22 protein-coding genes are annotated in these 25,735 nt (G+C 62.0%); 17 read left to right on the top strand and 5 right to left on the bottom strand.

The window, feature by feature from the left end:
- Positions 1-142: 142 nt before the first annotated feature.
- Complete coding sequence (locus DW870_RS03005) at positions 143-580, bottom strand: universal stress protein (protein WP_006235921.1); 438 nt, start codon at positions 578-580, stop codon at positions 143-145.
- A gap of 247 nt (positions 581-827) precedes the next feature.
- Between DW870_RS03005 and DW870_RS03010 the strand changes: the two genes are divergently transcribed.
- A complete protein-coding gene (locus DW870_RS03010; RefSeq protein WP_117847886.1) occupies positions 828-1,808 on the top strand; it encodes an undecaprenyl-diphosphate phosphatase in 981 nt (326 codons plus the stop codon).
- 295 nt (positions 1,809-2,103) lie between these two features.
- Entirely contained in the window at positions 2,104-5,004 is a 2,901-nt protein-coding gene (locus DW870_RS03015; protein WP_117847888.1) for an ATP-dependent helicase, read from the top strand.
- A 278-nt stretch (positions 5,005-5,282) separates the two neighbouring features.
- Here the strand turns inward: DW870_RS03015 and DW870_RS03020 are convergent, their stop codons facing one another.
- Together DW870_RS03020 and DW870_RS03025 are read right to left on the bottom strand one after the other, a co-directional pair.
- Positions 5,283-6,221 carry a type I phosphomannose isomerase catalytic subunit gene (locus DW870_RS03020; protein WP_117840134.1) on the bottom strand — a complete coding sequence of 313 codons (939 nt, stop codon included), beginning with the start codon at positions 6,219-6,221 and terminating at the stop codon, positions 5,283-5,285.
- Positions 6,222-6,289: 68 nt separating this feature from the next.
- On the bottom strand, positions 6,290-7,009 hold the full coding sequence (locus DW870_RS03025) for a GntR family transcriptional regulator (RefSeq protein ID WP_117840133.1): 720 nt from the start codon (positions 7,007-7,009) through the stop codon (positions 6,290-6,292).
- 282 nt (positions 7,010-7,291) lie between these two features.
- Here DW870_RS03025 and DW870_RS03030 point away from each other — a divergent pair, with 282 nt between their 5' ends.
- The 3 genes from DW870_RS03030 to nhaA all read left to right on the top strand — a co-directional run bounded on the left by DW870_RS03030 (position 7,292) and on the right by nhaA (position 10,916).
- A complete protein-coding gene (locus tag DW870_RS03030) occupies positions 7,292-8,245 on the top strand; it encodes an ROK family protein (RefSeq protein WP_231500764.1) in 954 nt (317 codons plus the stop codon).
- A 121-nt stretch (positions 8,246-8,366) separates the two neighbouring features.
- The gene (locus DW870_RS03035) at positions 8,367-9,290 is read left to right on the top strand and encodes a manganese-dependent inorganic pyrophosphatase (RefSeq protein WP_117840131.1); all 924 of its coding nucleotides are present in this window, start codon (positions 8,367-8,369) and stop codon (positions 9,288-9,290) included.
- A 267-nt stretch (positions 9,291-9,557) separates the two neighbouring features.
- Positions 9,558-10,916 carry a Na+/H+ antiporter NhaA gene (gene nhaA, locus DW870_RS03040; protein ID WP_117847890.1) on the top strand — a complete coding sequence of 453 codons (1,359 nt, stop codon included), beginning with the start codon at positions 9,558-9,560 and terminating at the stop codon, positions 10,914-10,916.
- 86 nt (positions 10,917-11,002) lie between these two features.
- Here the strand turns inward: nhaA and DW870_RS03045 are convergent, their stop codons facing one another.
- Positions 11,003-11,257, bottom strand: a complete 255-nt coding sequence (locus DW870_RS03045) for a hypothetical protein (protein WP_117847892.1) — start codon at positions 11,255-11,257, stop codon at positions 11,003-11,005.
- A 149-nt stretch (positions 11,258-11,406) separates the two neighbouring features.
- Here DW870_RS03045 and DW870_RS03050 point away from each other — a divergent pair, with 149 nt between their 5' ends.
- The 7 genes from DW870_RS03050 to DW870_RS03080 all read left to right on the top strand — a co-directional run bounded on the left by DW870_RS03050 (position 11,407) and on the right by DW870_RS03080 (position 18,360).
- The gene (locus tag DW870_RS03050; protein WP_117847893.1) at positions 11,407-12,711 is read left to right on the top strand and encodes an aminotransferase class I/II-fold pyridoxal phosphate-dependent enzyme; all 1,305 of its coding nucleotides are present in this window, start codon (positions 11,407-11,409) and stop codon (positions 12,709-12,711) included.
- 51 nt (positions 12,712-12,762) lie between these two features.
- A complete protein-coding gene (locus DW870_RS03055; protein WP_117769921.1) occupies positions 12,763-13,077 on the top strand; it encodes an STAS domain-containing protein in 315 nt (104 codons plus the stop codon).
- 153 nt (positions 13,078-13,230) lie between these two features.
- A complete protein-coding gene (locus DW870_RS03060) occupies positions 13,231-13,818 on the top strand; it encodes a twin-arginine translocase TatA/TatE family subunit (RefSeq protein WP_158556976.1) in 588 nt (195 codons plus the stop codon).
- Entirely contained in the window at positions 13,818-14,609 is a 792-nt protein-coding gene (gene tatC, locus DW870_RS03065) for a twin-arginine translocase subunit TatC (protein WP_022093860.1), read from the top strand. The genes DW870_RS03060 and tatC overlap by 1 nt, the downstream gene beginning before the upstream one ends.
- 6 nt (positions 14,610-14,615) lie before the next feature.
- A complete protein-coding gene (locus tag DW870_RS03070) occupies positions 14,616-14,972 on the top strand; it encodes a hydrogenase maturation nickel metallochaperone HypA (protein WP_117847896.1) in 357 nt (118 codons plus the stop codon).
- 55 nt (positions 14,973-15,027) lie between these two features.
- Complete coding sequence (hypB, locus tag DW870_RS03075) at positions 15,028-15,711, top strand: hydrogenase nickel incorporation protein HypB (protein WP_006235936.1); 684 nt, start codon at positions 15,028-15,030, stop codon at positions 15,709-15,711.
- Between the two features lie 54 nt (positions 15,712-15,765).
- Positions 15,766-18,360, top strand: a complete 2,595-nt coding sequence (locus DW870_RS03080) for a DNA topoisomerase I (RefSeq protein ID WP_117847898.1) — start codon at positions 15,766-15,768, stop codon at positions 18,358-18,360.
- Positions 18,361-18,501: 141 nt separating this feature from the next.
- Here the strand turns inward: DW870_RS03080 and DW870_RS03085 are convergent, their stop codons facing one another.
- Positions 18,502-19,485 (bottom strand): zinc-ribbon domain-containing protein, encoded by a 984-nt coding sequence (locus DW870_RS03085; RefSeq protein ID WP_117769916.1) that lies wholly within the window; start codon positions 19,483-19,485, stop codon positions 18,502-18,504.
- A 225-nt stretch (positions 19,486-19,710) separates the two neighbouring features.
- Between DW870_RS03085 and tmk the strand changes: the two genes are divergently transcribed.
- The 5 genes from tmk to DW870_RS03110 all read left to right on the top strand — a co-directional run bounded on the left by tmk (position 19,711) and on the right by DW870_RS03110 (position 25,243).
- Positions 19,711-20,394 carry a dTMP kinase gene (gene tmk / locus DW870_RS03090; protein ID WP_117769915.1) on the top strand — a complete coding sequence of 228 codons (684 nt, stop codon included), beginning with the start codon at positions 19,711-19,713 and terminating at the stop codon, positions 20,392-20,394.
- Position 20,395: 1 nt separating this feature from the next.
- On the top strand, positions 20,396-21,523 hold the full coding sequence (locus DW870_RS03095; RefSeq protein WP_117769914.1) for an ATP-binding protein: 1,128 nt from the start codon (positions 20,396-20,398) through the stop codon (positions 21,521-21,523).
- A complete protein-coding gene (locus DW870_RS03100) occupies positions 21,514-23,214 on the top strand; it encodes a regulatory iron-sulfur-containing complex subunit RicT (RefSeq protein WP_117769913.1) in 1,701 nt (566 codons plus the stop codon). The genes DW870_RS03095 and DW870_RS03100 overlap by 10 nt, the downstream gene beginning before the upstream one ends.
- 102 nt (positions 23,215-23,316) lie before the next feature.
- Positions 23,317-24,123, top strand: coding sequence for a ComF family protein (locus DW870_RS03105; RefSeq protein ID WP_233504615.1), 807 nt, complete (start codon positions 23,317-23,319; stop codon positions 24,121-24,123).
- Between the two features lie 10 nt (positions 24,124-24,133).
- The gene (locus DW870_RS03110) at positions 24,134-25,243 is read left to right on the top strand and encodes a hypothetical protein (protein ID WP_117769912.1); all 1,110 of its coding nucleotides are present in this window, start codon (positions 24,134-24,136) and stop codon (positions 25,241-25,243) included.
- Positions 25,244-25,735 lie beyond the last annotated feature (492 nt).

Consider the following 25,735-nt stretch of genomic DNA (forward strand, 5'->3'; position numbering starts at 1 on the left):
CACGCCATTTTTCTATCAGACAACTCGCTGAAGTAAGGCCGCGGGGCCGGGAGGGGTTTCCTAAGGGCACATCCCGCAGCCGCAACGCGGCGAGGACGTGCCCGTGGAAACCCCGCAGGCCCCGCGGCCGGTGGGAGCAACGCTACTTCACGACCAAGATGTCGCAGTCCGTATTGCGCAGCAGGAACGTCGAAATCGAACCCAGCAGCGCATACTTGATCGAGGACAGGCCGCGGGCGCCGCAGAGCACCAGGTCGGGCTTAACCACGTCGAGCATCTCGTCCTTAAGCGTCTCGCGAATGCGGCCGGCGCGAATCATGACCTCGACCTCGGGGATGTCGGGATTGGCCTTAGCCTCTTCGAGCTGCTTGGCGATGGAGTTCTTAAACGCCTCCTCTAGGCCGTTGACCAGATCGACCGGATAGGAACCGGCGCTCTCGAGTGCCGTGGAATCGATAACGTGGCCGATGATTAGCTTGGCGCCGTTGTTCGCGGCGACCTTGATGGCGCGTGCGAGCACAAAATCCTGCTGCTCAGTACCGTCGAGTGAAACAAATACCTTGGTGTAGCCCTCGTTCATGGTTTCCTCCTTGGTCTATCGCACGGGCGCGGGGCTCGTGCGTCGGGCGGGCGCGGGCGCGTTGGCCGCCGGACACTTTATCTTGTTGCAGTTATACCCAAGGATTTCGGTTTGACCGCTCGCAATTCTGTGAACGGACGAGTTTTTTGGTAAGGGTAGGCGCAGGCGCGCCCGAACGGTTGATAATGGGACATCGCCCGCACCGTCCGCAGAACAATATCGGCGGGTGTCTAACGAGGGGGTCCCTTTGGATATCATCGAGCTTCTAAAATCTGCCTTCATGGGCCTGGTCGAGGGCATCACCGAATGGCTGCCTGTTTCGTCGACCGGTCACATGATCTTGGTGGACGAGTTCGTCAAGATGAACGTGAGCGAGACGTTCTGGAATATGTTCCTGGTTGTGATTCAGCTCGGCGCCATTCTGGCCGTCTGTGTGCTGTTCTTCCATGAGCTCAACCCGTTCTCGCCCAGCAAGGGTAAGGAGGGCCGTCGCGACACCTGGGTGCTGTGGGGCAAGATTGTGCTCGGCTGCATTCCCGCCGCGGCGATCGGCCTGCCGCTCAACGACTGGATGGAGGAGCATTTCTACAATGCTCCCGTCGTGGCGCTGGCGCTCATTGTGTACGGCGTGCTGTTTATCGTGATCGAGAACTGGCGCGCGAACAAGCGCGAGGAAATGGCCGTTGCCGGTTCGTTTGGTTCGCGTGCTGTGGTGTCGGGTGGACGTCCCGCCGGTGCGCACTTTGCGGCGCCCGCCGCGGCTACCGCTGAGGATGAGGGCGATGACGAGGATCTGGACTTTGGTTCCATCACCACGCTCGAGGACCTGAGTTGGAAGACCGCACTGGGCATCGGATGCTTCCAGGTGCTCTCGCTGATTCCGGGCACGTCGCGCTCCGGTTCCACCATCATCGGCGGCCTGCTTTTGGGCTGCACGCGTTCGGTGGCGTCCAAGTTTACGTTCTTCCTGGCCATCCCTGTCATGTTTGGCGCGAGTGCGCTCAAGCTGGTCAAGTATTTCATCAAGGGCGGTACGTTCGGTGCCAACGAGGTCGCCATCCTGGGCGTGGGCTGCGTTGTGGCCTTTGTGGTTTCGCTCATCGCCATCAAGTGGCTTATGGGCTTCGTCCGCCGTCACGACTTCAAGTGCTTCGGCGTCTACCGCATCATTCTGGGCATCGTGGTGCTTGCGTACTTCTTCGTCTTGGAGCCTATGCTCGGCCTGTAACTTGGTTGACGCTGCGCGGCGGCCAGAACGACAACTTGTCATTCAAAGAGGGTGGCATGACCAAAAGGTCTATGCCGCCCTCTTTTCATGCCAATTTGTTCGTTCTGGCCGCCGCTCGCTGCCGTTGCCGTGACATCGGTGGCTCCATTGCACCAAATCCGCTGGGGCGGGCCTGACGGTGGCGCACGGAGTCGTGGTGTGATTTGCGTCGGTGTCCGCGCGGCTCGGTATACTGGTACGGCTCAAACTATGGCGCCGCCCGCAGGCGCGCCGTCCGTCAGATGAGGAGTCGCCCATGACCCAGCCCCTGCCCTGGGAAAAGAACGCCACGGTACCCGTTCCGCCCGCGCCGGAACCCGTGCCGTTCGATGCATACACCGCCCCCGCTGCGCCGGAGCCCGAGCTCGTTCCGCTCGACATCTACGACGCTCCCGTGCCGTCGCCCAAGCCCGCCAAGCCGCTCGTCGACATCGACAGCCTTAATCCCGCCCAGCGCGAGGCCGTCCTGACCACCGAGGGCCCGTTGCTGGTGCTCGCCGGCGCCGGCTCGGGCAAGACCCGCGTCTTGACCTTCCGCATCGCACATATGCTCGGCGATCTGGGCGTTAAGCCTTGGCAGGTTCTTGCCATCACGTTTACCAACAAGGCCGCGGCAGAGATGCGCGAGCGTCTGGCAGCGCTCATCCCCAGCGGCACCCGCGGTATGTGGGTGTGCACCTTCCATGCCATGTGTGTGCGCATGCTGCGCGAGGACGCCGACCTGCTGGGCTACACCGGCCAGTTCACCATCTACGATGACGATGACTCAAAGCGCATGGTGCGTGACATTATGCAGGCGCTCGGCATCGAGCAAAAGCAGTTCCCCATCAACATGATCCGCAGCAAGATCAGCTCGGCCAAAAACGCCATGATCGGCCCCGAGGACATGCTCAAGAGCGCCGATAGCCCCAACGACAAAAAGGCCGCGCAGGTCTACCTAGAGCTGGAGCGCCGCCTGCGCGCCGCCAATGCGATGGACTTCGACGACCTGCTCGTGCGCGCGCTCGAGCTGCTGCGCACCCGTCCCGAGGTGCTCGATAAGTACCAAGAGCGCTTCCGCTACATTAGCGTCGACGAGTATCAGGACACCAACCACGTCCAGTACGAGATCGCCAACCTGCTGGCCGCCAAGTACCAAAACCTCATGGTCGTAGGCGACGATGACCAGTCCATTTATAGCTGGCGTGGCGCCGACATCACCAACATCTTGGACTTTGAGAAGGACTTTAAAAACTGCAAGACCGTCAAGCTGGAGCAGAACTATCGTTCCACGGGTCACATCCTGAGCGCCGCCAACGCCGTGGTGCGCCACAACTCGCAGCGCAAGGACAAGCGCCTGTTTACGGCCGAGGGCGATGGCGAGAAGATCCAGGCCTTCCAGGCGAGCGATGAGCGCGACGAGGGCCGCTGGATTGCCGGTGAGATCGAGAAGCTGCACTCCAAGGGCACGAGCTACGACGACATCGCCGTGTTCTACCGTACCAACGCCCAGTCGCGTATTCTCGAAGATATGTTCCTGCGCGCGGGCGTGCCCTACAAGATTGTGGGCGGCACGCGATTCTTCGACCGTGCCGAGATCCGCGACGTCATGGCCTACCTCAAGATGATCGTGAACCCGGCCGACGAGATGAGCGTCAAGCGCGTCATCAACACACCTCGCCGTGGTATCGGCTCCACCTCGATCCAAAAGATCGAGCAGCTGGCGCGCGACAACCGCTGCTCGTTCTTCCAGGCCTGCGAGATCGCGTGCGCCGAGACCGGTATGTTTAGCGCCAAGGTGCGCAATGGCCTGTCGAGCTTTGTGTCGCTGGTGCGCGAGGGTCGCCGCATGGACGGCGAGCTCAAGGACGTTGTCGAGATGATTGTCGATAAGACGGGCCTACTGCAGGCTTTCCGCGCCGAGGGCACCATGGAGTCCGAGAGCCGCGCCGAGAACATCCAGGAATTCCTGGGCGTCGCCGCCGAATTTGAGGAGACGCACGAGGATATCGAAGGTACGCTCGAGAGCTTGGAAGAGCTGCGCGCTGCCGGTGTTGCCGATGTGCCTGCTAGCGCCGAGCCCGAGCCTGTCGTGGTGAGCGCGCCTGCGCCCGAACCGGGGCCATCTGCCCCGGTATCCTCGTTTGAGGCGCTCGTTGGCGCGCGTGACGCCGCGGGCTCCAATCCGCTCGATAGCTTGGCCGCTCCGGCGCTGTCTCCGCAGGATGCCCTGGCCGCCGCCATCGCGGGCAACGCGTATGCCGCGCCGACGGAGATGCCGGCGGGTGCCGTGCATGCCGACGAGATCGAGCGCACCTACGGTCCGCTCACCTGTAAGGCGCTGCCGGCGCTCATGGAGTGGCTGGCCCTGCGCTCCGACTTGGATTCCCTGGCCGGCGAGACGCATGCCATTACCATGATGACCATCCACTCCGCCAAGGGCCTGGAGTTCCCGGCGGTGTTCGTGGCCGGCATGGAGGAGGGTATCTTCCCGCACGTGCACGACTTTGGCGGTAGTGACGATCCGGGCAAGCTCGAGGAGGAGCGTCGCTTGGCCTACGTCGCCATCACGCGTGCTCGCAAGCGCCTGTTCCTGACCTATGCGGCCACGCGTCGCACCTACGGCTCGACCTCTGCCAACCCGCGCTCGCGCTTCCTCAACGAGATTCCGTTTGAGGATATCGAGTTTAGCGGCATCGGTTCTGCCGGTTTTGAGGGCACGGGCTGGGAGAAACGCGGCGACCGACACGGCACCTTTGGATCGGGTATGGGCTCGGACATGTATGGCGGCAAGGTGTTTGGTTCGCATACGCGCTCGACCGGCGGTTCTGGTTCACGTGGTGGATCGAGCTTTGACGATTTCTTTGGCGGCAGCAGCTACGGGACCGAGCGCCATCGTGGGGTTTCGCCCGATGCCGGCCGTGTTGCCTCGACCTTTGGTTCGGGTGCGCCGCGAGCCAAAAAGCCGTCGTCCAAGGTGTCCCCGACGGTGGAGCGCAAGGTCGATCGTGCCAGCGCATCGCAGGACTTTGCCGCGGGCGATACCGTGAGCCACAAGACTTTTGGCACGGGTACCGTGCTCTCGGTCGTCGGAGACATGATCGAGGTCCAATTCGAAAAGACCGGCCAGACCAAAAAGCTTATGAAGGGCTTTGCTCCGATCGTCAAGCTGTCGTGATCCCGGCGGACCTGGGCGGGCGTATGGGGCAACATCGCCTGCTCGGGCAGTCCTGCTCGCACGGAGAGCACATTAAGTGCTCTCCGGCTCGTGCGGAACTCGCGATCGATGTTGCCCCATACGCCCGCCCAGGTCCTTAGATAACGTTGCTTGCGAACGTCGCTCTGCTCGTCCGCTTTTTTGATCTGGAGAGCCGGGTGGGCTGATATATATGGATAAGGGGCTCCTCCGTTGGTGGACGGGGGAGCCCCTTGTTGCGTTTTGGTTGTTGCTGCGACCTAGAGGTGGCTGATGATCAGTTCCATCTTGCCTTCGAGGTCGATGGAGCTGACGGTGTTCGGGGCCAGCAGGTGGCTTCCCTTGTGGACGGGGTCGCCGCAGACGGTGCCTTCGCCGTCGATGACCGACAGGCACATGAAGGGCCAGCGCTGGTCGAGGATCTTGCTGCCGTCGACACGCACGCGATCGACGGTGTAGCAGGGGTTAGACTCGAGCTCGGTCACGCCGTCCACCTCGGGCGCGGTCACGGTACCATCGACCGGGGCCTGGACGTCAAAGTCGATGCAGTCGAGGCTCTGCTTAATGTGCAGCGGGCGCAGTTTGCCGTCGGTGCCCGGGCGATCATAGTCGTACAGACGATACGTCACGTCGCTCGACTGCTGCGTTTCCAAAATGAGCGTGCCGGCCTTGATGGCGTGAACGGTACCGGAATCAATCTGGAAAAAGTCGCCCTTGTGGATCGGTAGTACGTTGAGCATGTCGTCCCAGCGGCCGTCCTTGATCATCTGTGCGGCCTCAGTGCGGTCTTTAGCACGCTGGCCGACGATGATCGTGGCGCCGGGCTCGCAATCCAGCACGTACCAGCACTCGGTTTTACCCAGGCTGCCGTTCTCGTGCTCGGCGGCGTACTCGTCGTTGGGATGAATCTGGATCGAAAGGTCGTCCTTGGCGTCCAGAATCTTGATGAGCAGCGGGAACTCCTTGCCCTCGCAGTTGCCAAAGAGCTCGCGGTGCTCGGCCCACAGCCACGAAAGCGTGTGGCCGGCGTACGGTCCCTCCGCAATCTGGCAGTCACCGTTGGGATGGGCCGAGATGGCCCAGCACTCACCGATGGGACCTTCGGGAATGTCGTAACCAAATACGGTTTCGAGCTGGCGGCCACCCCAGATCTTCTCGTGGAAGATCGGCGTCAGTTTAATCAAATCGGACATATTCATACCCCCATTATGTTGCGCGGGCGTTGCACAAAACAGCTCAAAACGAGCGCCCGCGTGACTACAAAAACCTATGCCAACGTTACGTTGTGCAACTCAAAGCGGTCGCCAACGTTGCGCGAGATCGAATACTCAAAGGCGGCGCCGCTGTCCAAAAAGCCAATTTGGGTGAGCTCGAGCAGGGGAGAGCCAAGTTTGGTGTCCAGACGCTCGGCTTCTTCCTCGGTTGCTGCCACGGCGCGAATGGTACGGTGGAAGCTCGAAATCTTCAGCCCACATTGCTCGCGGATGAAGCGGTAGACCGATCCGTACAGGTCCTTCTTTTTCAGCCCCGGAATCAGCTCGAGGGGCATGTAGGTGTACTCGATAACGATGGGCTTCTCATCGGCCTGGCGCACGCGCACAACGTGATAGGCAAAGTCATCCTCGGCAATTCCCAGCTGGGCTGCGATGTCCGCCGGTGGATTAACGATCGAGAAATCGTAGACCACCGAGGTCACCTTCTCCCCGCGGTGCTCATACGAAAAACCCTGGGCACGGTCGTTTTTGCCCTGGAAAAACGCCTGGCCGGGAAGCCCCGCCGTGTCCTTAACGTAGGTACCCGATCCACGCCGGCTGGTAATAAGACCTTCTTCGGTGATTTGTTCAATAGCTCGTTTGACGGTGATTTTGGAAACGTTATAGAGCTTGCAGAACTCAACGACGGTAGGAAGCTTGTCGCCCGGTTTAAGAGCGCCATCCTCGATAGTGCGACGAATATCTGCAGCTATCGCCTCGTATTTGGGAATCATGGAACCTCCTTTCCAACTTGGTTGAGTATAAAAGAAAGTATAGTTAACACCTAAGCATCCCTATTATATATTTAAAAAGTTCGAGAAAGATATAATTAAAAGTCGCTTTGCATATAAATTAGAGCGCTCTAAATAGATAAACATCTGAGTAATGTCGTGTTAAGCGGCCATTCGCGTTTTCCCAGATAAAACCTGCCAAAACAAACCTGTCCCTTTTTGGTAGGTTTTTGCCTTGGGAGCGGTACCATACAGGCAATGTTTAAACGAGAAAGGCGGGCTCCCATGGAACCTAAGCAGTACTACATCGGCATCGACGTCGGCGGCACTTCGGTTAAGGAGGGCCTGTTCGACGAGGACGGCAACCTGCTTGCCAAGGCCAGCGTGCCCACGCCTCCTATCGTTGACGCTGCGGGCTTTGCCGCGGTGACCGAGGCTATCGACCAGGTGGTCGCCAAGGCACAGATTCCGCGTGCCTTTGTGGCGGGCATTGGCCTGGCCGTTCCGTGTCCCATCCCGGCGTCGGGCGATGCCAAGGTCAAGGCCAACATTGCCATTAACCTGCCCGAGCTGAGGGTCGCCATTCAGGAGCACTGCCCCGATGCGGTCGTTAAGTATGAGAACGATGCCAACGCCGCTGCCATGGGCGAGGCCTGGCTCGGTTCTGCCAAGGGCGTGCAGAACGTAGTTATGGTCACCATCGGTACCGGCGTGGGCGGCGGCGTTATCGTTAACGGCGATGTGGTATCGGGCGTTGTGGGTGCTGGCGGCGAGATCGGCCACATGTGCCTGAACCCGGCTGAGGAGCGCACCTGCGGCTGCGGCGGCCATGGCCACCTGGAGCAGTATTCCAGCGCCACCGGCGTGGTGAGCAACTACCTTGCCGAGTGCAAGAAGGCGGGCGTCGACCCCATCGAGCTCACCGGCCCCTCCGATTCCAAGGACGTGTTCCAGGCCTGCCGCGAGGGCGACAAGCTTGCGCTGGCCGCGGCCGATACCATGGCCGACTATCTCGGTCGCGCACTGGCGCTTATTGCCAACGTGGTTGATCCCGAGATGTTCCTCATCGGCGGCGGCGCCTCTGCCTCGGCCGATGTCTACCTCGACAAGGTTCGCGAGCACTTTAAGCAGTACGCGCTTTCCGCCTCGCGCGAGACGCCCATTAAGGTCGCTTCGCTCGGAAACGACGCCGGCATCATCGGTGCCGCCTACGTAGCCCTGCGCGCCGCCGGCAAATAGCTGGTGCAAGGAGGCCAAGGCTGCGCCCCAAAATATGCCGTGGCCCTTCCGTCTGCGAAGGCTCGGCATCGGCGTGCTACCATAGCTACGTCCAAGTACACATATCAAGTGGAGGATATCCATGGCAAACGTTCTTGTCTTTGGTCACCAGAACCCCGATAACGACGCCATCATGAGCGCACTCGTCCTGTCCCAGTTGCTCAACCAGGTTGAGTATGCCGGCAACACCTACGAGGCCTGCGCCCTTGGTCAGCTTCCGGCCGAGTCCGCCAAGCTGCTCGCCGACGCTGGCATTGCCGAGCCCCGCGTGATTGATTCCGTCGAGGCCGGTCAGCTCGTCGTCCTCACCGACCACAACGAGTCTGCCCAGTCCGTCGCCGGCCTTAAGGACGCCACGGTCTTTGGCGTCATCGACCATCACCGCATCGGCGACTTCGAGACCGCCGGTCCGCTGCACTACATCTGCCTGCCCTGGGGCTCCAGCTGCACCATCGTCACCAAGCTTGCCGGCGTGCTCGGCGTTGAGCTTTCCGACGTCCAGGCCAAGCTGCTGCTCTCGGCCATGATGACCGACACGCTCATGCTCAAGAGCCCCACCACCACCGATGTCGACCGCGCCGTCGCCGCCAAGCTCGGCGAGCAGGTGGGCGTCGATCCGGTCAAGTTTGGCATGGAGGTCTTCCTCACCCGTCCGTCCGGCTCCTTCACTGCAGCCGAGATGGTCGGCAACGACATCAAGATGTTCGAGCCCGCCGGCAAGAAGCTGCTCATCGGCCAGTACGAGACCGTCGACAAGAGCCGTGCGCTTGGCATGATTGACGAGATCCGCGAGGCCATGCGCGCCTACGCCGCCGAGAAGGGTGCCGACGGCATTGTCCTGTGCATTACCGACATCATGGAGGAGGGCTCGCAGGTCCTGCTCGAGGGCGAGACCGAGGCTGCTCAGAAGGGTCTGGGCATTGCCGACGAGCACGACGGCGTCTGGATGCCGGGCGTCCTCTCCCGTAAGAAGCAGGTCGCTGCCCCCATCATGGCCGCCTGCTAGGTTTAGTTGACCAAACGCCACGACCGGATCGCGGACGCCCCGCGCTCCGGTCGTTTTTTGTGCGCGGCGCCGCGTTGTCTCTTGGACAGGCGTGCCCGTGCCGTTGAGCAAATAATGTTCAACCTGTGGTTCCGCTTTTCGGTCACGCCTGCGTGCTTGTCGTGCAGGGTAGGCTAGATGCAAGCGTAATACGTTAGAGCGCGGCGCCGCCACTTGGGCGGGCCGTGCTTTTTTAAGACGGGAGCTTTCCCGTGAAAGGAGCCGCCCATGGCAGCAACTGAGCAGCTGTTCAACGTTCGTGAGCGCAAGCGTTTTGAGCGCCACGACATCTGGGAGCGCATCGCCGAGAACGGCACGATTTCCGCCGCCGTCATGGTCTTCGCCGCCATCGCCGCCGTCATTTGCGCCAATACCGATGCCTACGAGGCCATCCATCACTTTTTGGAGACCCCGCTGTATGTGGGTCTGGGCAACCTTACGGCCGGTCTCACCGTTGAGCTTTTCGTCAACGACTTCCTCATGGCGATTTTCTTTTTGCTGGTGGGCATTGAGCTCAAGTATGAAATGACGGTCGGCGAGCTCAAAAACCCGCGCCAGGCTATGCTTCCCATGCTGGCGGCCGTGGGCGGCGTCGTCGTTCCCGCCTGCATCTATCTGATCTTTAACCATGCCGGCGCGCACAACGGCTGGGCCATTCCCATGGCAACCGATATTGCCTTTGCGCTGGGCGTGCTGTCGCTTTTGGGCAATCGCGTGCCCAACGGCGTGCGTGTGTTCTTCTCGACGCTCGCCATCGCCGACGACCTCATCTCCATCGCCGCCATCGCCATCTTCTACGGTCAGAGCCCCAATCCGTTTTGGTTGGGCGCCGCCGCGCTTGTGACCTGCGCGCTCGTGTGGCTCAACAGGACGCAGCATTACCGCCTTGCCCCGTACTCGGTGCTGGGCCTGCTGCTGTGGTTCTGCATGTTCAAGAGCGGCGTGCACGCTACGCTTGCCGGCGTCATCCTGGCCTTCACCATCCCGGCCAAGTGCGGCGTCAAGCTCGATAGCCTCACCGATTGGTTGGGGGAGTGCCTGCCGCTGCTCGATGACCGCTACGATGACGAGGCGCACATCCTGGGTCAGCATGACTTTACCGTCTCGACCACCAAGGTCGAGCGCGTCATGCACCGCGTGACCCCGCCGCTCATCCGCATGGAGCGTCTGATCTCCACGCCGGTCAACTTTGTGATTCTGCCGATCTTTGCGTTCGTGAACGCGCAGGTTCGCCTAGTGGGCGTGGACATGAGCACGCTGCTCACCGACCCGGTGACGCTCGGCGTGTACTTTGGCATGCTGCTGGGCAAGCCGATCGGAATCTTTGGCATGACGTTTGCCCTGGTTAAGCTCAAGATTTCCGAGCTGCCGCGCAATGTCAACTGGCACATGATTGCCGGTGTGGGCATTCTGGGCGGCATCGGCTTTACGATGTCGATTCTCATCAGCGGTCTTGCTTTCCCGACGGCCCAGTTTGAGGTTCTGGCTGCCAAGGCCGCCATCCTTGCCGGTTCGGTCACCGCGGCCGTGCTTGGCATGATCTACATGAGCGTGGTCTGCAAACACCCCGCGCCCAAGGACGAGTAAGAGCACATACAAGTTTGAAAACGCCGCCTGTGAACACCATCACAAGCGGCGTTTTAGTCATTGGGGACGTTCTTAAATGACTAGGCTTATTCCACGGTGCCGTAGATGGCGCCCCAGCCGTGGGCGGCCAAGGCGGAGTTGAGCTGGTCGCAAAGTGACTGGCGGTCGTAATAGCCGGGCGGTAGCAGGTTGACGATTTCCATGAGATCGGGCGCGAGGTCCAAGATCTCGGCCTGCACGATGAGATCCAGGCGGTCGATGGTGTGGCGGTCGTAAAACAGTCCGTCGACCAGGCGCTGCAGGTCGCCGAATTCCTCGGCCTGGAACGATCCGTACTCCATAGTGCCTCCTTGGGCGCTTCACGCCGGCATGCGCGGCGATTCGTAATTTATTGCGATGGACTTAATCTATCACGGCTTCATAACGTTGTGACGGTGGCGGTCTATACTTAGAAGAATTGCAACGTACCGCTTCGTGAAAGGTCGCACCCATGCAGACGATCTACCAGAAGATGGAAACCACCGAACTCGATGCCGCCATCGAGGCGCTCAAAGCCGAGGTCGCCGAGGTCAAGGCCAAGGGCCTGGCGCTCGACATGGCCCGCGGCAAGCCGTCGCCCTCCCAGGTGGACATCTCTCGACCCATGCTCGATATCCTCAATGCCGATGCCGACCTGCACGACGGCAACGTCGACTGTTCCAACTACGGCTGCTTTGAGGGCATTCCCTCGGCACGCAAGCTGGCGGGGGAGTTCCTGGGCTGCCCCGCCGAGCAGACGCTCGTGCTGGGTTCGTCGAGCCTGCTGATCGAGCACGACATCGCCGGTATGTTCTGGCGCTGCGGCTCGTGCGGCAGCGAGCCCTGGGATGCCTACGAGGCTGCCCACGACGGCAAGAAGGTCAAGTTCCTGTGCCCTGTTCCCGGCTACGACCGCCACTTTGGCATCACCGCCGATCTGGGTATCGAGAACGTCCCCGTCGCGATGACCGACAACGGCCCCGACATGGACGAGGTCGAGCGCCTCGTCGCCGCCGACGATTCCATCAAGGGCATCTGGTGCGTGCCCAAGTATTCCAACCCCACGGGCATCACCTTTAGCGAGGACACTGTGCGCCGCCTGGTTGAGATGCCCACGGCCGCACCCGATTTCCGCATCTTCTGGGACAACGCCTACTGCGTGCACGACCTGTACGACGAGACCGACGAGCTCGCAAACATCTTTGACCTCGCTCGCGCGGCGGGCACCGAGGACCGCGTGGTGGCATTTGCCTCGACGTCCAAGATCACCTTCCCGGGCGCCGGTATCGGCTTTATCGGTGCGAGCCCCGCGGTCATCGCCGAGTTCTCCAAGCGCCTGAAGGCCGGCCTCATCAGCGCCGACAAGCTCAACCAGCTACGTCACGTGCGTTTCCTTCCCACCATCGAGGCGGTCAAGGAGCACATGAAAAAGCATGCCGAGTTTCTGCGCCCGCGCTTTGAGGCCGTTGAGCGCAAGCTCACCGAGGGCCTGGGCGAGACGGGCTGCGCCACCTGGACGCACCCCCGCGGCGGCTACTTTGTAAGCTTCGATGGTCCCGAGGGTTCAGCCCAGAAGGTCGCCGCGCTCTGCGCCGACCTGGGCGTCAAGCTCACGCCGGCTGGTGCCACCTGGCCTTATGGCAAGGACCCGCGCGACACCAACATCCGCATCGCGCCGAGCTATCCCACGGTCGAGGACCTGGAGGCCGCGCTCGATGTGCTGGTGCTGGCCGTCAAGCTTGTCGCTGCCGAGCTTGCGCGTGCCGAGCGCGCCTAACGCGCGGCTTCCCGTACTATCCGCACTTTCGATACGTAAAGGAGCGTATACATGGATTTGGGTATTTCCACCAACCCCACGCCGGAGATCTACACCATTAAGGTAACCGGCGAGATCGATATCTCTAACGCCGATAGCCTGCGCAATGCTATCGACCTGGCGCTCGAGCAGCCCACTGAGGCCGTTGAGCTCGATTTTGCCCAGGTGAGCTACATCGATTCGACGGGCATTGGCGTGCTCGTGGGCGCCGCGCACCACGCGGTCGACCACGGTAAGCGCTTTAGCTGCACTAATGTGCAGCCCCAGGTGATGCGCGTGGTTCAGCTGCTGGGCGTCGACCAGGAGATTTCGATCACGGCGGCATAATCTTTGCCCCCAAAGGGGCATGCCGTTTGGCATATGTTTGTGATGCGCTCGGACGTTTTGGCGTCCGGGCGCTATACTTGACCGAATGAATAGACGAGTTCCGGCCGAATGGCGCGGTGCGGGCTCGACTCACATCGAGCCTTGGAGGTATGTGTGTTTGGTATTGGAGAGGGTGAGCTCGCGATCATCGTGGTCTTCGGCTTTTTGCTGTTTGGCCCGGATAAGCTCCCACAGATGGGCCGCACGATCGGCCGTGCCATCCGTCAGTTCCGCGAGACGCAGGAAAAGATGACGGCCGTTGTTCAGTCCGAGATAATCGATCCGGTGAGCGAGGCCGCGTCGGCCCCGGTCAAGCCCAAGAAGGCTGCCGTCGATGACGATTCCGATGCAGACGAGGATGCCGTCGAGACGGCTGCGCCCGCAAAGAAGGAGACCTTTGCCGAGCGCCGTGCCCGCCTTGCCGCCGAGAAGGCCGCGAGCGAGGCTGCCGCCGAGGGCGAGGGTGCTGCTGAGGAGTCCGAGGCCGAGAGCGCCGAGCCTGCCGCTGCCGCCGAGCCTGTCGTCGAGCCCGAGCCTGCTGCAGAGCCGGAGTCCGAGCCCGAGCCGGCAGAGCCCACGACGGCTGACCTCTACGCCCGTCGTCCCCGCAAGCGCAAGGCCGTCGTCGACCAGCTCGCTCGCGAGCTCGAGGCCGAGGACGACGCTGCTGCCGCCGACGCCCCGAAGGGAGGCGATGAGTAATGCCTATCGGACCTGCGCGTATGCCGCTCTTCGATCACCTGGGAGAGCTCCGTCGCCGCCTGACCATCGTGGTCGTGTCGGTGTTTGCCGCCGCTATCGTGCTGTATTTCGCCACGCCTGTTGTGCTCGACATCCTGGAAGATCCCATCCGCTCCTTTGTGCCGGACGGTAAGTTCTACATCACTACCACGCTCGGCGGCTTTGGCTTGCGCTTCTCGCTGGCCATCAAGATGGCCGTTGTCATGTGCACGCCCATGATCATCTGGCAGATCTTGGCGTTTTTCTTGCCGGCGCTTCGCCCCAACGAGCGCAAGTGGGTCGTGCCCACGGTGCTCGCCTCGACGGTGCTGTTCTTCCTGGGCGCCATCTTTTGCTACTTCATCATCATTCCTGCGGGCTTTGAGTGGCTCATCGGCGAGACCTCGGCCGTCGCTACGGCGCTGCCCGATCTGGAGAACTACGTCAACATGGAGCTGCTCTTTATGATCGGCTTTGGCGTGGCGTTTGAGCTGCCGCTCATCATCTTCTATCTGTCCGTCTTCCACATCGTGTCCTACGCTGCTTTCCGCGGTGCCTGGCGTTATGTATACGTTGGCCTGCTTGTGGGCTCGGCTGTGATTACGCCCGACGGCTCGCCCGTTACGCTGGGCCTCATGTATGGTGCCCTGCTCTCGCTCTACGAGATTTCGCTCGCCATTGCCCGCGTGGTCATTACCGCGCGCGAGGGCAAGGAGGGCTTGTTTGTGAGCCGTCTGGACCTGTTCTCGGACGATGAGGACGACGAGGAGTAAATCGGTATGCACGAGGTTGGCATTGTCAACGGCATACTCGATACAGTGATTCGCGCGGCGCGTGGGGCGGGGGCCTTGCGCGCCGTTTTGGTAACGCTGCGTATCGGGGATATGACCGAAGTTGTGCGCGAGGCGCTGGACTTTGCGTGGGAGACATTTCGCGATGAGGACCCGCTCACGCGGGGCTGCGAGCTCGCGGTTGAGGAGATTCACCCACAAAGTGAATGCCTGGACTGCGGCGAGGTCTTCGACCACGATCGCTTCCACTGTCGCTGTCCCCAGTGTGGTGGTGCCAACGTGCGCCTACTGCACGGCCGCGAGCTCGATATCGCGAGTATCGAAATCGAAACCCCCGACGATTAGCCCGCTAGCCATCTGGTGATGGGGTATAAAGGGGCCAAAGTAAGGAGCGCTAAGTATGGCTGAGAAAACGATTGATATCGCGTCGCCGATTCTGTCGCGCAACGAGCGCCTGGCAGATCAGCTGCGTCAGCGATTTAATGAGACAAACACCTATGTGATCAACGTCTTGTCGAGCCCCGGTTCGGGCAAGACCACCACGATCCTGGGCACCAACGAGCGCCTGCGTGACAAGGCCGGCCTGCGCTGTGCCGTCATCGAGGGCGATATCGCCTCGGATGTCGACGCCATCACCATGAAGGAAGCCGGCATGCCCGCCATCCAGATCAACACGGGCGGCCTGTGCCACCTCGAGGGCAACATGATCATGGAGGCCGTTGACGCGTTTGACCAGGCTGTGGGTCTGGAAAACATCGACGTCATCTTTATCGAAAACGTGGGCAACTTGGTCTGCCCGGTCGACTTTGACCTGGGCGAGAACCTGTCCATCATGATTCTCTCGGTGCCCGAGGGCGACGACAAGCCCATCAAGTACCCGGGCATCTTCCAGCACGCTGGCGCGCAGCTGCTCAATAAGGTCGACGTGGCCCCGGCTTTCGATTTTGACATGGATAGGTATACTAAGACACTCGATGACCTCAATCCGCAGGCGCCGCGGTTTGCCGTGAGCGCGCGCAAGGGCGAGGGCATGGACGCCTGGTGCGATTGGCTCATCGGGCAGATCGAGCAAGCAAGGGCGTAAATCGGCCGCCATACGGGCGGGCGTAGCCGTAGAGATACGAGATAGGAGCCTCTTTTGAAGCTCATCATCGCCGAGAAAAACGACGCCGCGCGTCAGATCGCCGAGCGGCTGTCCACGGGTAAGCCTAAAAAGGACAAGGTGTACAACACTGCCATCTACCGTTTTGAGTGGAAGGGCGAGGAGTGCGTGACGATCGGTCTTGCCGGTCACATCCTTGCGCCCGATTTTTGCGACAGCGTGCTGTTCGATAAAAAGCTGGGCTGGTATTCGGTCACCGAGGACGGCGAGATGCTGCCGGCCGACATGCCCGATGGCCTGGCTCGTCCGCCTTACGACACCAAGCGTAAGCCGTTCCTTGCCGATGGCATCTCCATCAAGGGCTGGAAGCTCGAGAGTCTGCCCTATCTCACCTGGGCACCCGTCATTAAGCTGCCGGCCGAGAAAGAGCTCATTCGCTCGCTCAAGAACCTTGCCAAGAAGTCCGACAGCGTCATCATCGCTACGGACTTCGATCGCGAGGGCGAGCTGATCGGTTCGGACGCCCTCAACAAGGTGCGCGAGGTGGCGCCGGACTTGCCGGTTGCCCGCGCCCAGTATTCTTCGTTTACCAAGGCCGAGATCACGCAGGCCTTCGATAATCTCGTCTCGCTCGACCAGAACCTGGCCGACGCAGGCGAGAGCCGTCAGCACATCGACCTCATTTGGGGTGCGGTGCTGACGCGCTACCTGACGCTCGCCAAGTTTGGCGGCTTTGGTAACGTGCGCTCCGCCGGCCGCGTGCAGACGCCGACGCTTGCCCTGGTGGTCGAGCGCGAGCGCGAGCGCATGGCGTTTGTGCCCGAGGACTATTGGCAGATTCGCGGCATGGGTGCCGCGCAGGGCGCTGCCGAGGACGATCGCTTTAAGATCGCGCACAAGACGGCGCGCTTTACCGACAAGGATGCTGCTGAGACGGCGTACGGCCATGTTGACGGCGTCGCGACGGCAACCGTCGCCGCGGTGACCAAGCGCTCGCGCAAGCAGCAGCCGCCCACGCCGTTTGCGACCACCTCGCTGCAGGCTGCCGCCGCGGCCGAGGGCATCTCGCCTGCGCGTACCATGCGCATCGCTGAGTCCCTCTACATGGCCGGTCTCATCAGCTACCCGCGTGTCGACAATACCGTGTACCCCGCGACGCTCGATCTGGGCGCCGTGGTGAGCGACCTGGCAAAGATCAACCCGGCGCTGGCGCCCGTATGCAAAAAGGTGCTTGCCGGCCCCATGAAGCCTACGCGCGGCAAAGTCGAGACCACCGACCACCCGCCTATCTATCCCACGGGCGAGGGCGATCCGTCCACGCTCGACGGCGGCCAGCGCAAGCTCTACGACCTCATCGCCCGCCGCTTCCTGGCGACGCTCATGGGTCCCGCGACCATCGAGAACACCAAGCTCGAGCTCGATGTGAACGGTGAGCCGTTCGTGGCTTCGGGCGATGTGCTCGTGACCCCGGGTTTCCGCGAGGCCTACCCGTATGGCCTTAAACGCGACGAGCAGATGCCGCCGCTTGAGCAGGGCGATACGGTCGACGTATTCGACATTAAGCTCGAGGCCAAGCAGACCGAGCCGCCCGCGCGCTACAGCCAGGGCAAGCTCGTGCAGGAGATGGAGAAGCGCGGCCTGGGCACCAAGTCCACGCGCGCGAGCATCATCGAGCGCCTGTACGCCGTGCGCTATCTCAAAAATGATCCCGTTGAGCCGAGCCAGCTGGGTATCGCCATCATCGATGCGCTGTCGCAGTTTGCCCCGCGCATCACGAGCCCCGATATGACCAGCGAGCTCGACGGCGACATGACCCGTGTGGAGCGCGGCGAGGATACCGAAGAGCATGTCGTGATGCACTCGCGCGCGCTGCTGGCTGGCGTGCTCGACGAGCTGCTCAAGCACACGCAGGAGCTGGGCGACGCCATCAGCGACGCCGTCACGGCCGATGCGCGCGTGGGAGCTTGCCCCAAGTGCGGCAAGGACCTGGTTATGAAGACGAGCGCCAAGACCCGTGGCAGCTTCATTGGCTGCATGGGCTGGCCCGACTGCGATGTGACCTATCCGGTGCCGAGCGGCGTCAAGGTGAGTCCGCTCGAGGGCGAGGCGGCCGTGTGCCCCGAGTGCGGCGCGCCGCGCATTAAATGCCAGCCGTTCCGTCAGAAGGCTTTCGAGATCTGCGTGAACCCCACGTGCCCCACCAACTACGAGCCCGACCTTAAGGTGGGCGAGTGCAAGGTGTGTGCCGAGGCCGGACGTCATGGCGACCTGATCGCGCACAAGAGTGAGAAGAGCGGCAAGCGCTTTATCCGCTGCACCAACTACGATGACTGCGGCGTGAGCTATCCTCTGCCGGCGCGCGGTAAGCTCGAGGCGACGGGTGAGACCTGCCCCGAGTGCGGCGCCCCCATCGTGGTGGTCAACACGGCGCGCGGCCCGTGGCGTATCTGCGTCAACATGGACTGCCCGACCAAGGAGAAGAAGCCCGCCCGCGGCCGCAAGACCACGACTAAGGCGAGCACGGCCAAGAAGACGACGGCGGCCAAGAAGACGACGGCTAAGAAAGCCACTGCCGCCAAGAAGACGACCGCGAAGAAGTCGACTACCAAGAAAGTAGCCTCCGACAAGTAACGGCGCGGTCGAAACATTGCCTAAAAAACGAGCGAGGACCCCACGATCCTCGCTCGTTTTTTTGACCGGCAGTTAGGGACGTTCCTTTTCTGCCGGCAGTTTAGGAACGTCCCTAACTGCCGGCTCGGGAACGACAAAGCGCTAGTTCACTTCGACGGGTTTGGCGCCGGGATAGCGCTCCTCAAAGTCTAGGCGATACTTATTGTCATTGGTGCCCGCCACGTTGTCGCGCGACAGCGGCGCCACGATCTCATTCTTGTGGTCCGCAGGCTTGGCGTATTTCAGGCTGATCTCCCAGGCATCACAGATTGCGTCAATGCGGTGATCCAGGTCGTCGTACAGGGCGATGATGTCCTTCCAGGAACTGTAGTTCTTGGAGCTCGTCGGGACGTCCAGGTCCTCGACGATGTCGTAATACTGCTCGATGGTGTCCTCTGTGCGCTCGGCGACGTCGGCGAGATTTTGACGGGTGGTGCGATCTTCTTCCAGATAGCTGCCGTTGAAGTTCTGCGCGCAGCCACGGACGTAGTTGTCGAGGTCTTCGAGCAAGTCGTAGTATTCGCTCAGTCGGCGGTAGAGGTTCTGCTCGGAGAGCGTTGCTTCGCCGCCATCCTCGTCGTCATCGTCATCATCGTCGTACAGGCTGTTGGGATCGCCGAGAGGCTTTAGGTCATCGTCGTCGACGTCATGGTGCAGCTTAGCTACCTCGGCAGTCGTCTGCGTGGCGGCGTTGTCGAAAGGCTTGATCACAAAGAAAACGACCAGGGCGATGATGATCGCCACCAGCACAACGATAACGGCGATAAGCGGCCCGGTGCCGCTCTTTTTGGGAGCGGGGGTCTGTGGCGAAGCGGGCGCGTATGCGGGAGCCGGCTGCTGTTGGGGCGAGCCGCTCGCGACGGGTATGCGCTGCGTGGTCTCGACGGCCGCGGGGCCTGCGGCGAGGTCGGGGCGATAGGCGAGGGGGTCGTCCGCCTTGGCTTGCGGCGTATCGAGGGAACCGGTCTGCTCAAAAGCGGGCTGGCTATCGCTCGCGGTTGTTTGTTCAACGGATGCACCGCACGAGGTGCAGAACTTGGCATTATCTGCAAGAAGCTTGCCGCACGAGGCGCAATACCGAGACATTGCCACTCCTTTCGCCACATTTCAATGCAATACGACGATTATACCCAGCACCCCAAAAAGCCGGCAGTTGGGACGTTCCTTTTCGGCCGGCAGTTTAGGAACGTCCCTAACTGCCGCCTGAGTAGCCATTGGCTAGGTGGGATTTGGGACGCGCCGAGCACTGGGGTATCATGGCTTGGTTGCTATAACTCGCATTTACGCGCCTTGTAGGAAGGGGCTGCGCCCATGGCTTTTGAGCCCGCTCAACATAGCTTTATCACGCTCGAGGGCGTTGATGGCGCCGGCAAGTCCACGCAGGCGCGCTTGCTTGCCCGCGCGCTCGAACTCGCTGGCTACCAGGTTGTGAGCCTGCGCGAGCCGGGCGGCACCGCCATCAGCGAAAAGATCCGCGCCCTGCTGCTCGATCCCGCCAACACGGCCATGGGAGATACCTGCGAGCTGCTGCTCTACGAGGCCGCACGCGCCCAGCTGGTGCACGAGGTCATAGCTCCCGCCCTCGCGGCCGGCAAGGTGGTCCTGTGCGACCGCTTCTACGATTCCACGACCTGCTACCAGGCGTTTGCCGACGGCCTCGATCGCCAGATGGTGCGCGACGCCAACAACCTGGCCGTCGCGGGTACGCACCCGGCTCTCACACTCGTCTATCGCATCACGCCCGAGCAGGCGGCGCTGCGCATGGCCGCCCGTGGTGCGGCCGACCGCATGGAGGCCAAGGGCATGGCCTTCCAAGAGCGCGTCTACCAGGGATTTTGCGCCATTGCCGCCGAGGAACCAAACCGCGTAAAGCTCATCGACGCGACCGCGTCCATCGAGGACGTCTTCGCGCAGACGGTCGAGCAGGTTCGCGTCTACGGCCTCGACATTCCGCAAGATGCCGTCGCTGCCGCGCTAGCCCAGGAGGCCGAGTAATATGGCCCCCGCTCAGGCAAGCCTGCTGGCCAAGCTCGACACCCAACAGCGCGTGCGCGACTTTTTGACCAACGCCATCGCAAGCGGCCGCGCATCGCACGCCTACCTGTTCTTGGGCGCGCTCGGCGCGGGCAAGCTCGACGCCGCGTGGGCGCTCGCCCAAGCCTTCCTGTGCGAGCAGGACGGCTGCGGCTCATGCGATGGCTGCGTGCGCGTCGCCCGCCATACGCACCCCGATGTGCACTATTACACGCCCGAGAGCGCCACGGGCTACCTCATCGCCCAGACCCGCGAGCTGCTCGACGACGTGCCGCTGGCGCCCATCCGTGCCAAGGCCAAGGTCTACATCATCGACCGTGCCGAGCAGCTGCGCGCCAACACCGCCAACGCACTGCTCAAAACGCTCGAGGAGCCGCCCGAGGGCGTTATGTTTATCTTGCTGGGCACCTCGGCAGACGTGATGTTGCCCACTATCGTGAGCCGCTGCCAGTGCGTGCCGTTTCGGCTGGTATCGCCCGCCGTCGCCGCGCAGGCCGTGAGCCGCGCCACCGGTCAGGACCCTGCGCGTTGCCGCATGGCCGTCGCCGTGGCGGGAAGCCCCACGCGTGGCATCGAGTTCCTCAAGAGCGCTGAGCGCCAGGACGCCCGCCGTCAGATGGTTCGCGCCATCGATTCGCTTATCGCCGCCGACGAGGCCGACGTGCTCAGCCGCGCCAAGTCGCTCATCGTCGCCGTTAAGGCGCCGCTCGCCGAGGTCAAGTCCACGCAGGAAAAGGTGCTCGAGCAAAACGCCGACTACCTGTCGCGTGGAGCATTGAAGCAGCTTGAGGACCGCAACAAGCGCGAACTCAACGCGCGCGAGCGTTCGGGTATCATGGAAGCGCTGGCGAGCGCGCGGACGCTCATGCGCGACGTGCTGCTGACGCTTCAGGACGAGGCGGCCGACGTGGTGAACGAAGACGTGCGCGACACGATCGGTCGGCTTGCCGCCGCGACCAATGTTGCGGGTGCCACCCGGGCGCTCGAGGCAGTCGCGACCGCCGAGCGCAACATCGCCAGAAACGTTACTCCCCAGCTGGCCATCGAGGTCATGCTGTTCGATATCAGGAAGGCACTGAAATGCCGTTAGTCGTACCCGTTAAGTTTACCTACGCCTCGCGCGACCTGTGGTTCGATCCGCAGGATCTGGATATCCTCGAGGCCGATTATGCCATTTGCTCCACCGAGCGCGGAACCGAGATCGGCCTGGTCACTGCCGATCCCTTTGAGGTGCCGCAAGATGAGATCGGTCAGCCGCTCAAGCCCGTGCTGCGTGTGGCGAGCGGCATCGACCTGCAGCTTGCCGACGACCTGGCCATCCAGGGCGACGAGGCCATGGTCGACTTCCGCCGCCTGGTCAAGGAGCTCGACCTCGAGATGAAGCCGGTCGGCGTCGAGTACCTGTTTGGCGGCGAGAAGGCCGTGTTCTACTTTGCGGCCGAGGAGCGCGTCGATTTTCGCCAGCTCGTCAAGGATCTGTCCTCGACGCTGCATATTCGCGTCGACATGCGCCAGATCGGCGTGCGCGACGAGACCCGCCTGGTGGGCGGCTATGCCCAGTGCGGCCAGGAGCTCTGTTGCACGCGCTTTGGCGGACAGTTTGAGCCCGTCTCGATCCGCATGGCAAAAGAGCAGGACCTACCGCTCAACTCGTCCAAGATTAGCGGCGTTTGCGGCCGCCTGATGTGCTGCCTGCGTTATGAGTTCGAGGCGTACAAGGACTTTAAGAGCCGTGCGCCTAAAAAGAAGACGCTCATCGATACGCCGCTTGGCAAGGCGCGTATTCAGGAATATGACACGCCGCGTGAGCAGCTGGTGCTGCGCCTGGAGAACGGCAAAGTCTTTAAGGTCAACCTGGCCGATATGACGTGCTCGGAGGGCTGCAAAAAGAAGGCCGCCGAGCAGGGCTGCAACTGCCGCCCCGATTGCGTGACGCGCGACGTGCTCGAGCGTATTGAGTCGCCCGAGATGCGCCTGGCGCTCATGGAGCTCGATCGCGAGAACGGCGTCGACGTGGGCGATGGCCTGTCGAGTGCCGACCGTCTGGCCGGCACTTCGATGCCCAAGCGCCGTCGTCGCGATGCCGAATCCGATGCGCGCACCGCTCAGGGCCAGGGCGAGGGTCGTGGCCGCGGAAAGGGTCGTGGCAAGGCCGAGGCGCCCGAGGCCGAGGGGGCGGCCGATGGCCGTCGCCGCCGCAAGCGCGCGGGCTCGGGCGATGCTACCGAGGCTGCAGCCGCGGGCAAGAACGCCTCTCGCGAGCGCGAGGTTCAGCAGCCCCAGCAGCAGAATCGCGGCGGTGGCATGAACCCCACACGTCGCCGCCGCCGTCATCTGTCGAGCGAGGAGCGCGAGGACGCCTTCCGCGCCGCAGCTGCTCGCGAGGCTGGTGCCGCTTCCAAGGGCCCCTCGGCCTCCGATGCGCCTGCCGACAAGGGCGGCAAGTCACGTGGCGAGGAGGAGCGCGCGCCGCGTCCGCGCCGTCGCCATTCCTCGGGCGCGCAACAGAAGCCCTCAGTGCCCTCCGTGGCCGATCAGGTCTCGGATGGCGAGGTCAAGGTCACGCGCCGTCGTCCCGGAGATGGCGGGGGAGCGGCTGCCAAGGCTTCGCGTGGCGCCGCTCGCGACGAGCGCGAGCCGCGCGAGGATCGCGGTGGCGAGGGCTCGGCCGACCAGGGTCAAAAGCGCCGTCGCCGTCGCCGTTCCCGCAAGCCGCGCCAGGATGGTGGCGAGGGCTCGACCCCGTCTTCGTCCACACCACAACCGCCCGCCGGCGAATAACGCCCGCGAGCGGATTTAGCCCGCCTTGCCCCGAGCACATCGGGGTATCATAGCGCCGAATCAACAACCCTCCCTGCGACCGAACGTAGGGAGGGTTGTGTCTTGAAGAGCCATCTGAACATATTGAGCTGTCTGCAGGGTGCCGGTGCCCTACCGTTTGCGGACGAATTACTACCGTTTGCCGAGTGGGCGGCACGCGAGGCGCTCGAGGCATTGTCGCCAACACGATGTGCCGGCTGCGAGCGCGCCGGTGCGCTTATTTGCCAAGACTGCCTGGCCGCGCTCACGCTCATCGACCCACGTCATAGCTGCACCCGATGCGGCGCCCCGTTTGGGGATTTGCTGTGCACTGAGTGTTCGGTCGAGGGCACGTCCTCGGCAATGGCGGAGGCGCTCGACCGCTGCCTGGCGTGCGCCGTCTATGCGCATCCGCTGCCGCGCATCATTAAAGCGTACAAGGATGCGGGTGAGCGACGCCTGGCGCCGTATCTGGCAGAGCTGCTCTACGACACCGCCCTGCATGCCCAGGTCGTAGCGCCCGAACGCTTAGGAGGTGTGCTGTCCGGCGCGGATGCGGTGGTGTTTGTGCCTGCGACGGCGGTAGCGTTTCGGCGGCGTGGTTTTGATCATATGGAGGCCATTGCGCGCCCATTTTGCGAGCTGTCGGGCGTGCCGTTGCTGGACGCCCTGGTCAAGTACGGCCATGGCGACCAGCGCGAACTCGGTCGTGAGGAGCGCCGCGAGCGTGCCCAAGGCATGTATGAGACGGTTGAGGACGTGCACGGCCGCCGCCTGCTGCTTATCGATGACGTTATCACCACGGGCGCGACGATGGCCGCGGCTTCGGCGGAACTCAAGCGCGCCGGCGCCACGGCCGTTGATGGCCTCGCTATCGCACGCGTTTGGTAGGGGTGGTTTTGTGGCAGTAAAGATTGAGCGGTGCAACGAGCCGACAGACGAACAGCTAGCGGCTTCCGTAATCCTAACAGGCGCCTCGGCGCTACGCATGATGCGCGCCGAGCGCCGGCAGATGGGCTACATAAGCTGGAAGGACCTTGATCCCAAGGAGGAGTGCCGTGTGCTGCGCACGTCGTCGCCCTCGACCGAGGACATCTATCTTCCCGATTTGGTGCGGATTGGGGCCGCAAGCGGCGAGGTGCAAGAAGATCTGTGCTTGCTGGTGGGATCTGCGGCGCAGCGCCGCCGCATCCCTGGCGTGAGCTGGTCCGTGTGTTCCGGGTTGCCCGCCGGCTCGATTCTAGAGGTGGAACCGGGGGTGTACAGTCTATCTCCCGAGGCCCTTTGTGTTGCCATCGCGCGCGAGGTCGGCTGCATCCAGGCGTTTGCCCTGGCCCAGGAACTGTGCTCTAAGATTTCACTGAGCGACCGCGGGAAGTATCTGCCTCCCTACACCTCGCCTGTCGTGAACAAATTGGCAAAGGACAAAGACCAGCCGCCAGATGTCGGTTACTTTGAGGTCGAGTCCGTGCTGACACCCGATCGCCTGGTAGATTACCTCGCGGCATGCAAGGGGAATGTGGCCAAACAGCTGCTGCGCCTGTGTCCCTACCTGTCAGAAAATCTGCGCTCGCCCATGGAGTGCATCATGCTCGCTCTGTTTTCGCTTCCGTTTTCCTATGGCGGATTTGCCTGCGGTCCCTTTAAGACCGACTACAAGATCGAGTTCGATGACCGTGCGCAGGCAATCTCGGGGATGCCGCATGCAGTTTGCGATGCGTATCAGGAAGCAGCCCAGTTTGACCTGGAATACAACGGTGAGCTGGGCCATTCTTCTCGGAGGGGACGTATCCATGATGAAAAGCGCAACACGGGCTTGATTACTATGGGAATCGAGGTCGCGACGGTCAACAACGAAATGCTCTGTGACATGGAAGCGATGGAAGCACTCGCATGGCGCATCCACCAGCGTATGGGTAAGCGATATCAGAATCGCGTAGAGGCTCGTCGAAAGAGGCAAGATGCTCTGCTGAATACGCTCCGAGCGTGCTTTGGGCTCAAACCAGCGTAAAACTATGGCTTTATAGGGGGTCTGTTTATATGCTCTGTGCAAAAAACGGCAAATATGAGTACTGTTACTAGATTAGTGACAGCAAAAACAAAGAAACTTGGGCCGATAATCTGGATTCAGCGAAGAGATAATAAACGAATGTGGAATATCTTGGCGCCAAGCAGGCTGTGCGGAACTCAAAAAGGGCTCGTGAGGCGGTAATACGCTGCTACTAAATTGGTAACAGTACTCATATTTGCCGTTTTTTGCACACGGCACCCTGAGACGGGTGCCCCGGAGCTCCCCGTAGGGGAGCTCCGGGCTTCATAGGGGCACGAATGGTCCGCTCCGACCCGCAAAATCTGTACTCGAGATGCGAATGACGCCCCTAACCTTAAACTTTAGCTTGAACTTAGCTATAATGCGCTTCGTTCCTACCAGGCTGTGGTTGCGGACGGACGAAATGCCCGTCCTAGTCCAAGACAGACGCGGTCAAAGGGATCCACGTAAGCG

Source organism: Collinsella sp. AM38-1BH, from assembly GCF_003467545.1.
In the GTDB taxonomy this organism is placed as follows: Bacteria; Actinomycetota; Coriobacteriia; order Coriobacteriales; family Coriobacteriaceae; genus Collinsella.

Excerpts from the sequence above, each read along its gene's own strand:
- DW870_RS03005 (WP_006235921.1), bottom strand. The coding sequence starts at position 580 with ATGAACGAGGGCTACACCAAGGTATTTGTTTCACTCGACGGTACTGAG.
- DW870_RS03015 (WP_117847888.1), top strand. The coding sequence starts at position 2,104 with ATGACCCAGCCCCTGCCCTGGGAAAAGAACGCCACGGTACCCGTTCCG.
- DW870_RS03020 (WP_117840134.1), bottom strand. The coding sequence starts at position 6,221 with ATGAATATGTCCGATTTGATTAAACTGACGCCGATCTTCCACGAGAAG.
- DW870_RS03025 (WP_117840133.1), bottom strand. The coding sequence starts at position 7,009 with ATGATTCCCAAATACGAGGCGATAGCTGCAGATATTCGTCGCACTATC.
- DW870_RS03030 (WP_231500764.1), top strand. The coding sequence starts at position 7,292 with ATGGAACCTAAGCAGTACTACATCGGCATCGACGTCGGCGGCACTTCG.
- DW870_RS03035 (WP_117840131.1), top strand. The coding sequence starts at position 8,367 with ATGGCAAACGTTCTTGTCTTTGGTCACCAGAACCCCGATAACGACGCC.
- nhaA (WP_117847890.1), top strand. The coding sequence starts at position 9,558 with ATGGCAGCAACTGAGCAGCTGTTCAACGTTCGTGAGCGCAAGCGTTTT.
- DW870_RS03045 (WP_117847892.1), bottom strand. The coding sequence starts at position 11,257 with ATGGAGTACGGATCGTTCCAGGCCGAGGAATTCGGCGACCTGCAGCGC.
- DW870_RS03050 (WP_117847893.1), top strand. The coding sequence starts at position 11,407 with ATGCAGACGATCTACCAGAAGATGGAAACCACCGAACTCGATGCCGCC.
- DW870_RS03055 (WP_117769921.1), top strand. The coding sequence starts at position 12,763 with ATGGATTTGGGTATTTCCACCAACCCCACGCCGGAGATCTACACCATT.
- tatC (WP_022093860.1), top strand. The coding sequence starts at position 13,818 with ATGCCTATCGGACCTGCGCGTATGCCGCTCTTCGATCACCTGGGAGAG.
- DW870_RS03070 (WP_117847896.1), top strand. The coding sequence starts at position 14,616 with ATGCACGAGGTTGGCATTGTCAACGGCATACTCGATACAGTGATTCGC.
- hypB (WP_006235936.1), top strand. The coding sequence starts at position 15,028 with ATGGCTGAGAAAACGATTGATATCGCGTCGCCGATTCTGTCGCGCAAC.
- DW870_RS03085 (WP_117769916.1), bottom strand. The coding sequence starts at position 19,485 with ATGTCTCGGTATTGCGCCTCGTGCGGCAAGCTTCTTGCAGATAATGCC.
- tmk (WP_117769915.1), top strand. The coding sequence starts at position 19,711 with ATGGCTTTTGAGCCCGCTCAACATAGCTTTATCACGCTCGAGGGCGTT.
- DW870_RS03095 (WP_117769914.1), top strand. The coding sequence starts at position 20,396 with ATGGCCCCCGCTCAGGCAAGCCTGCTGGCCAAGCTCGACACCCAACAG.
- DW870_RS03100 (WP_117769913.1), top strand. The coding sequence starts at position 21,514 with ATGCCGTTAGTCGTACCCGTTAAGTTTACCTACGCCTCGCGCGACCTG.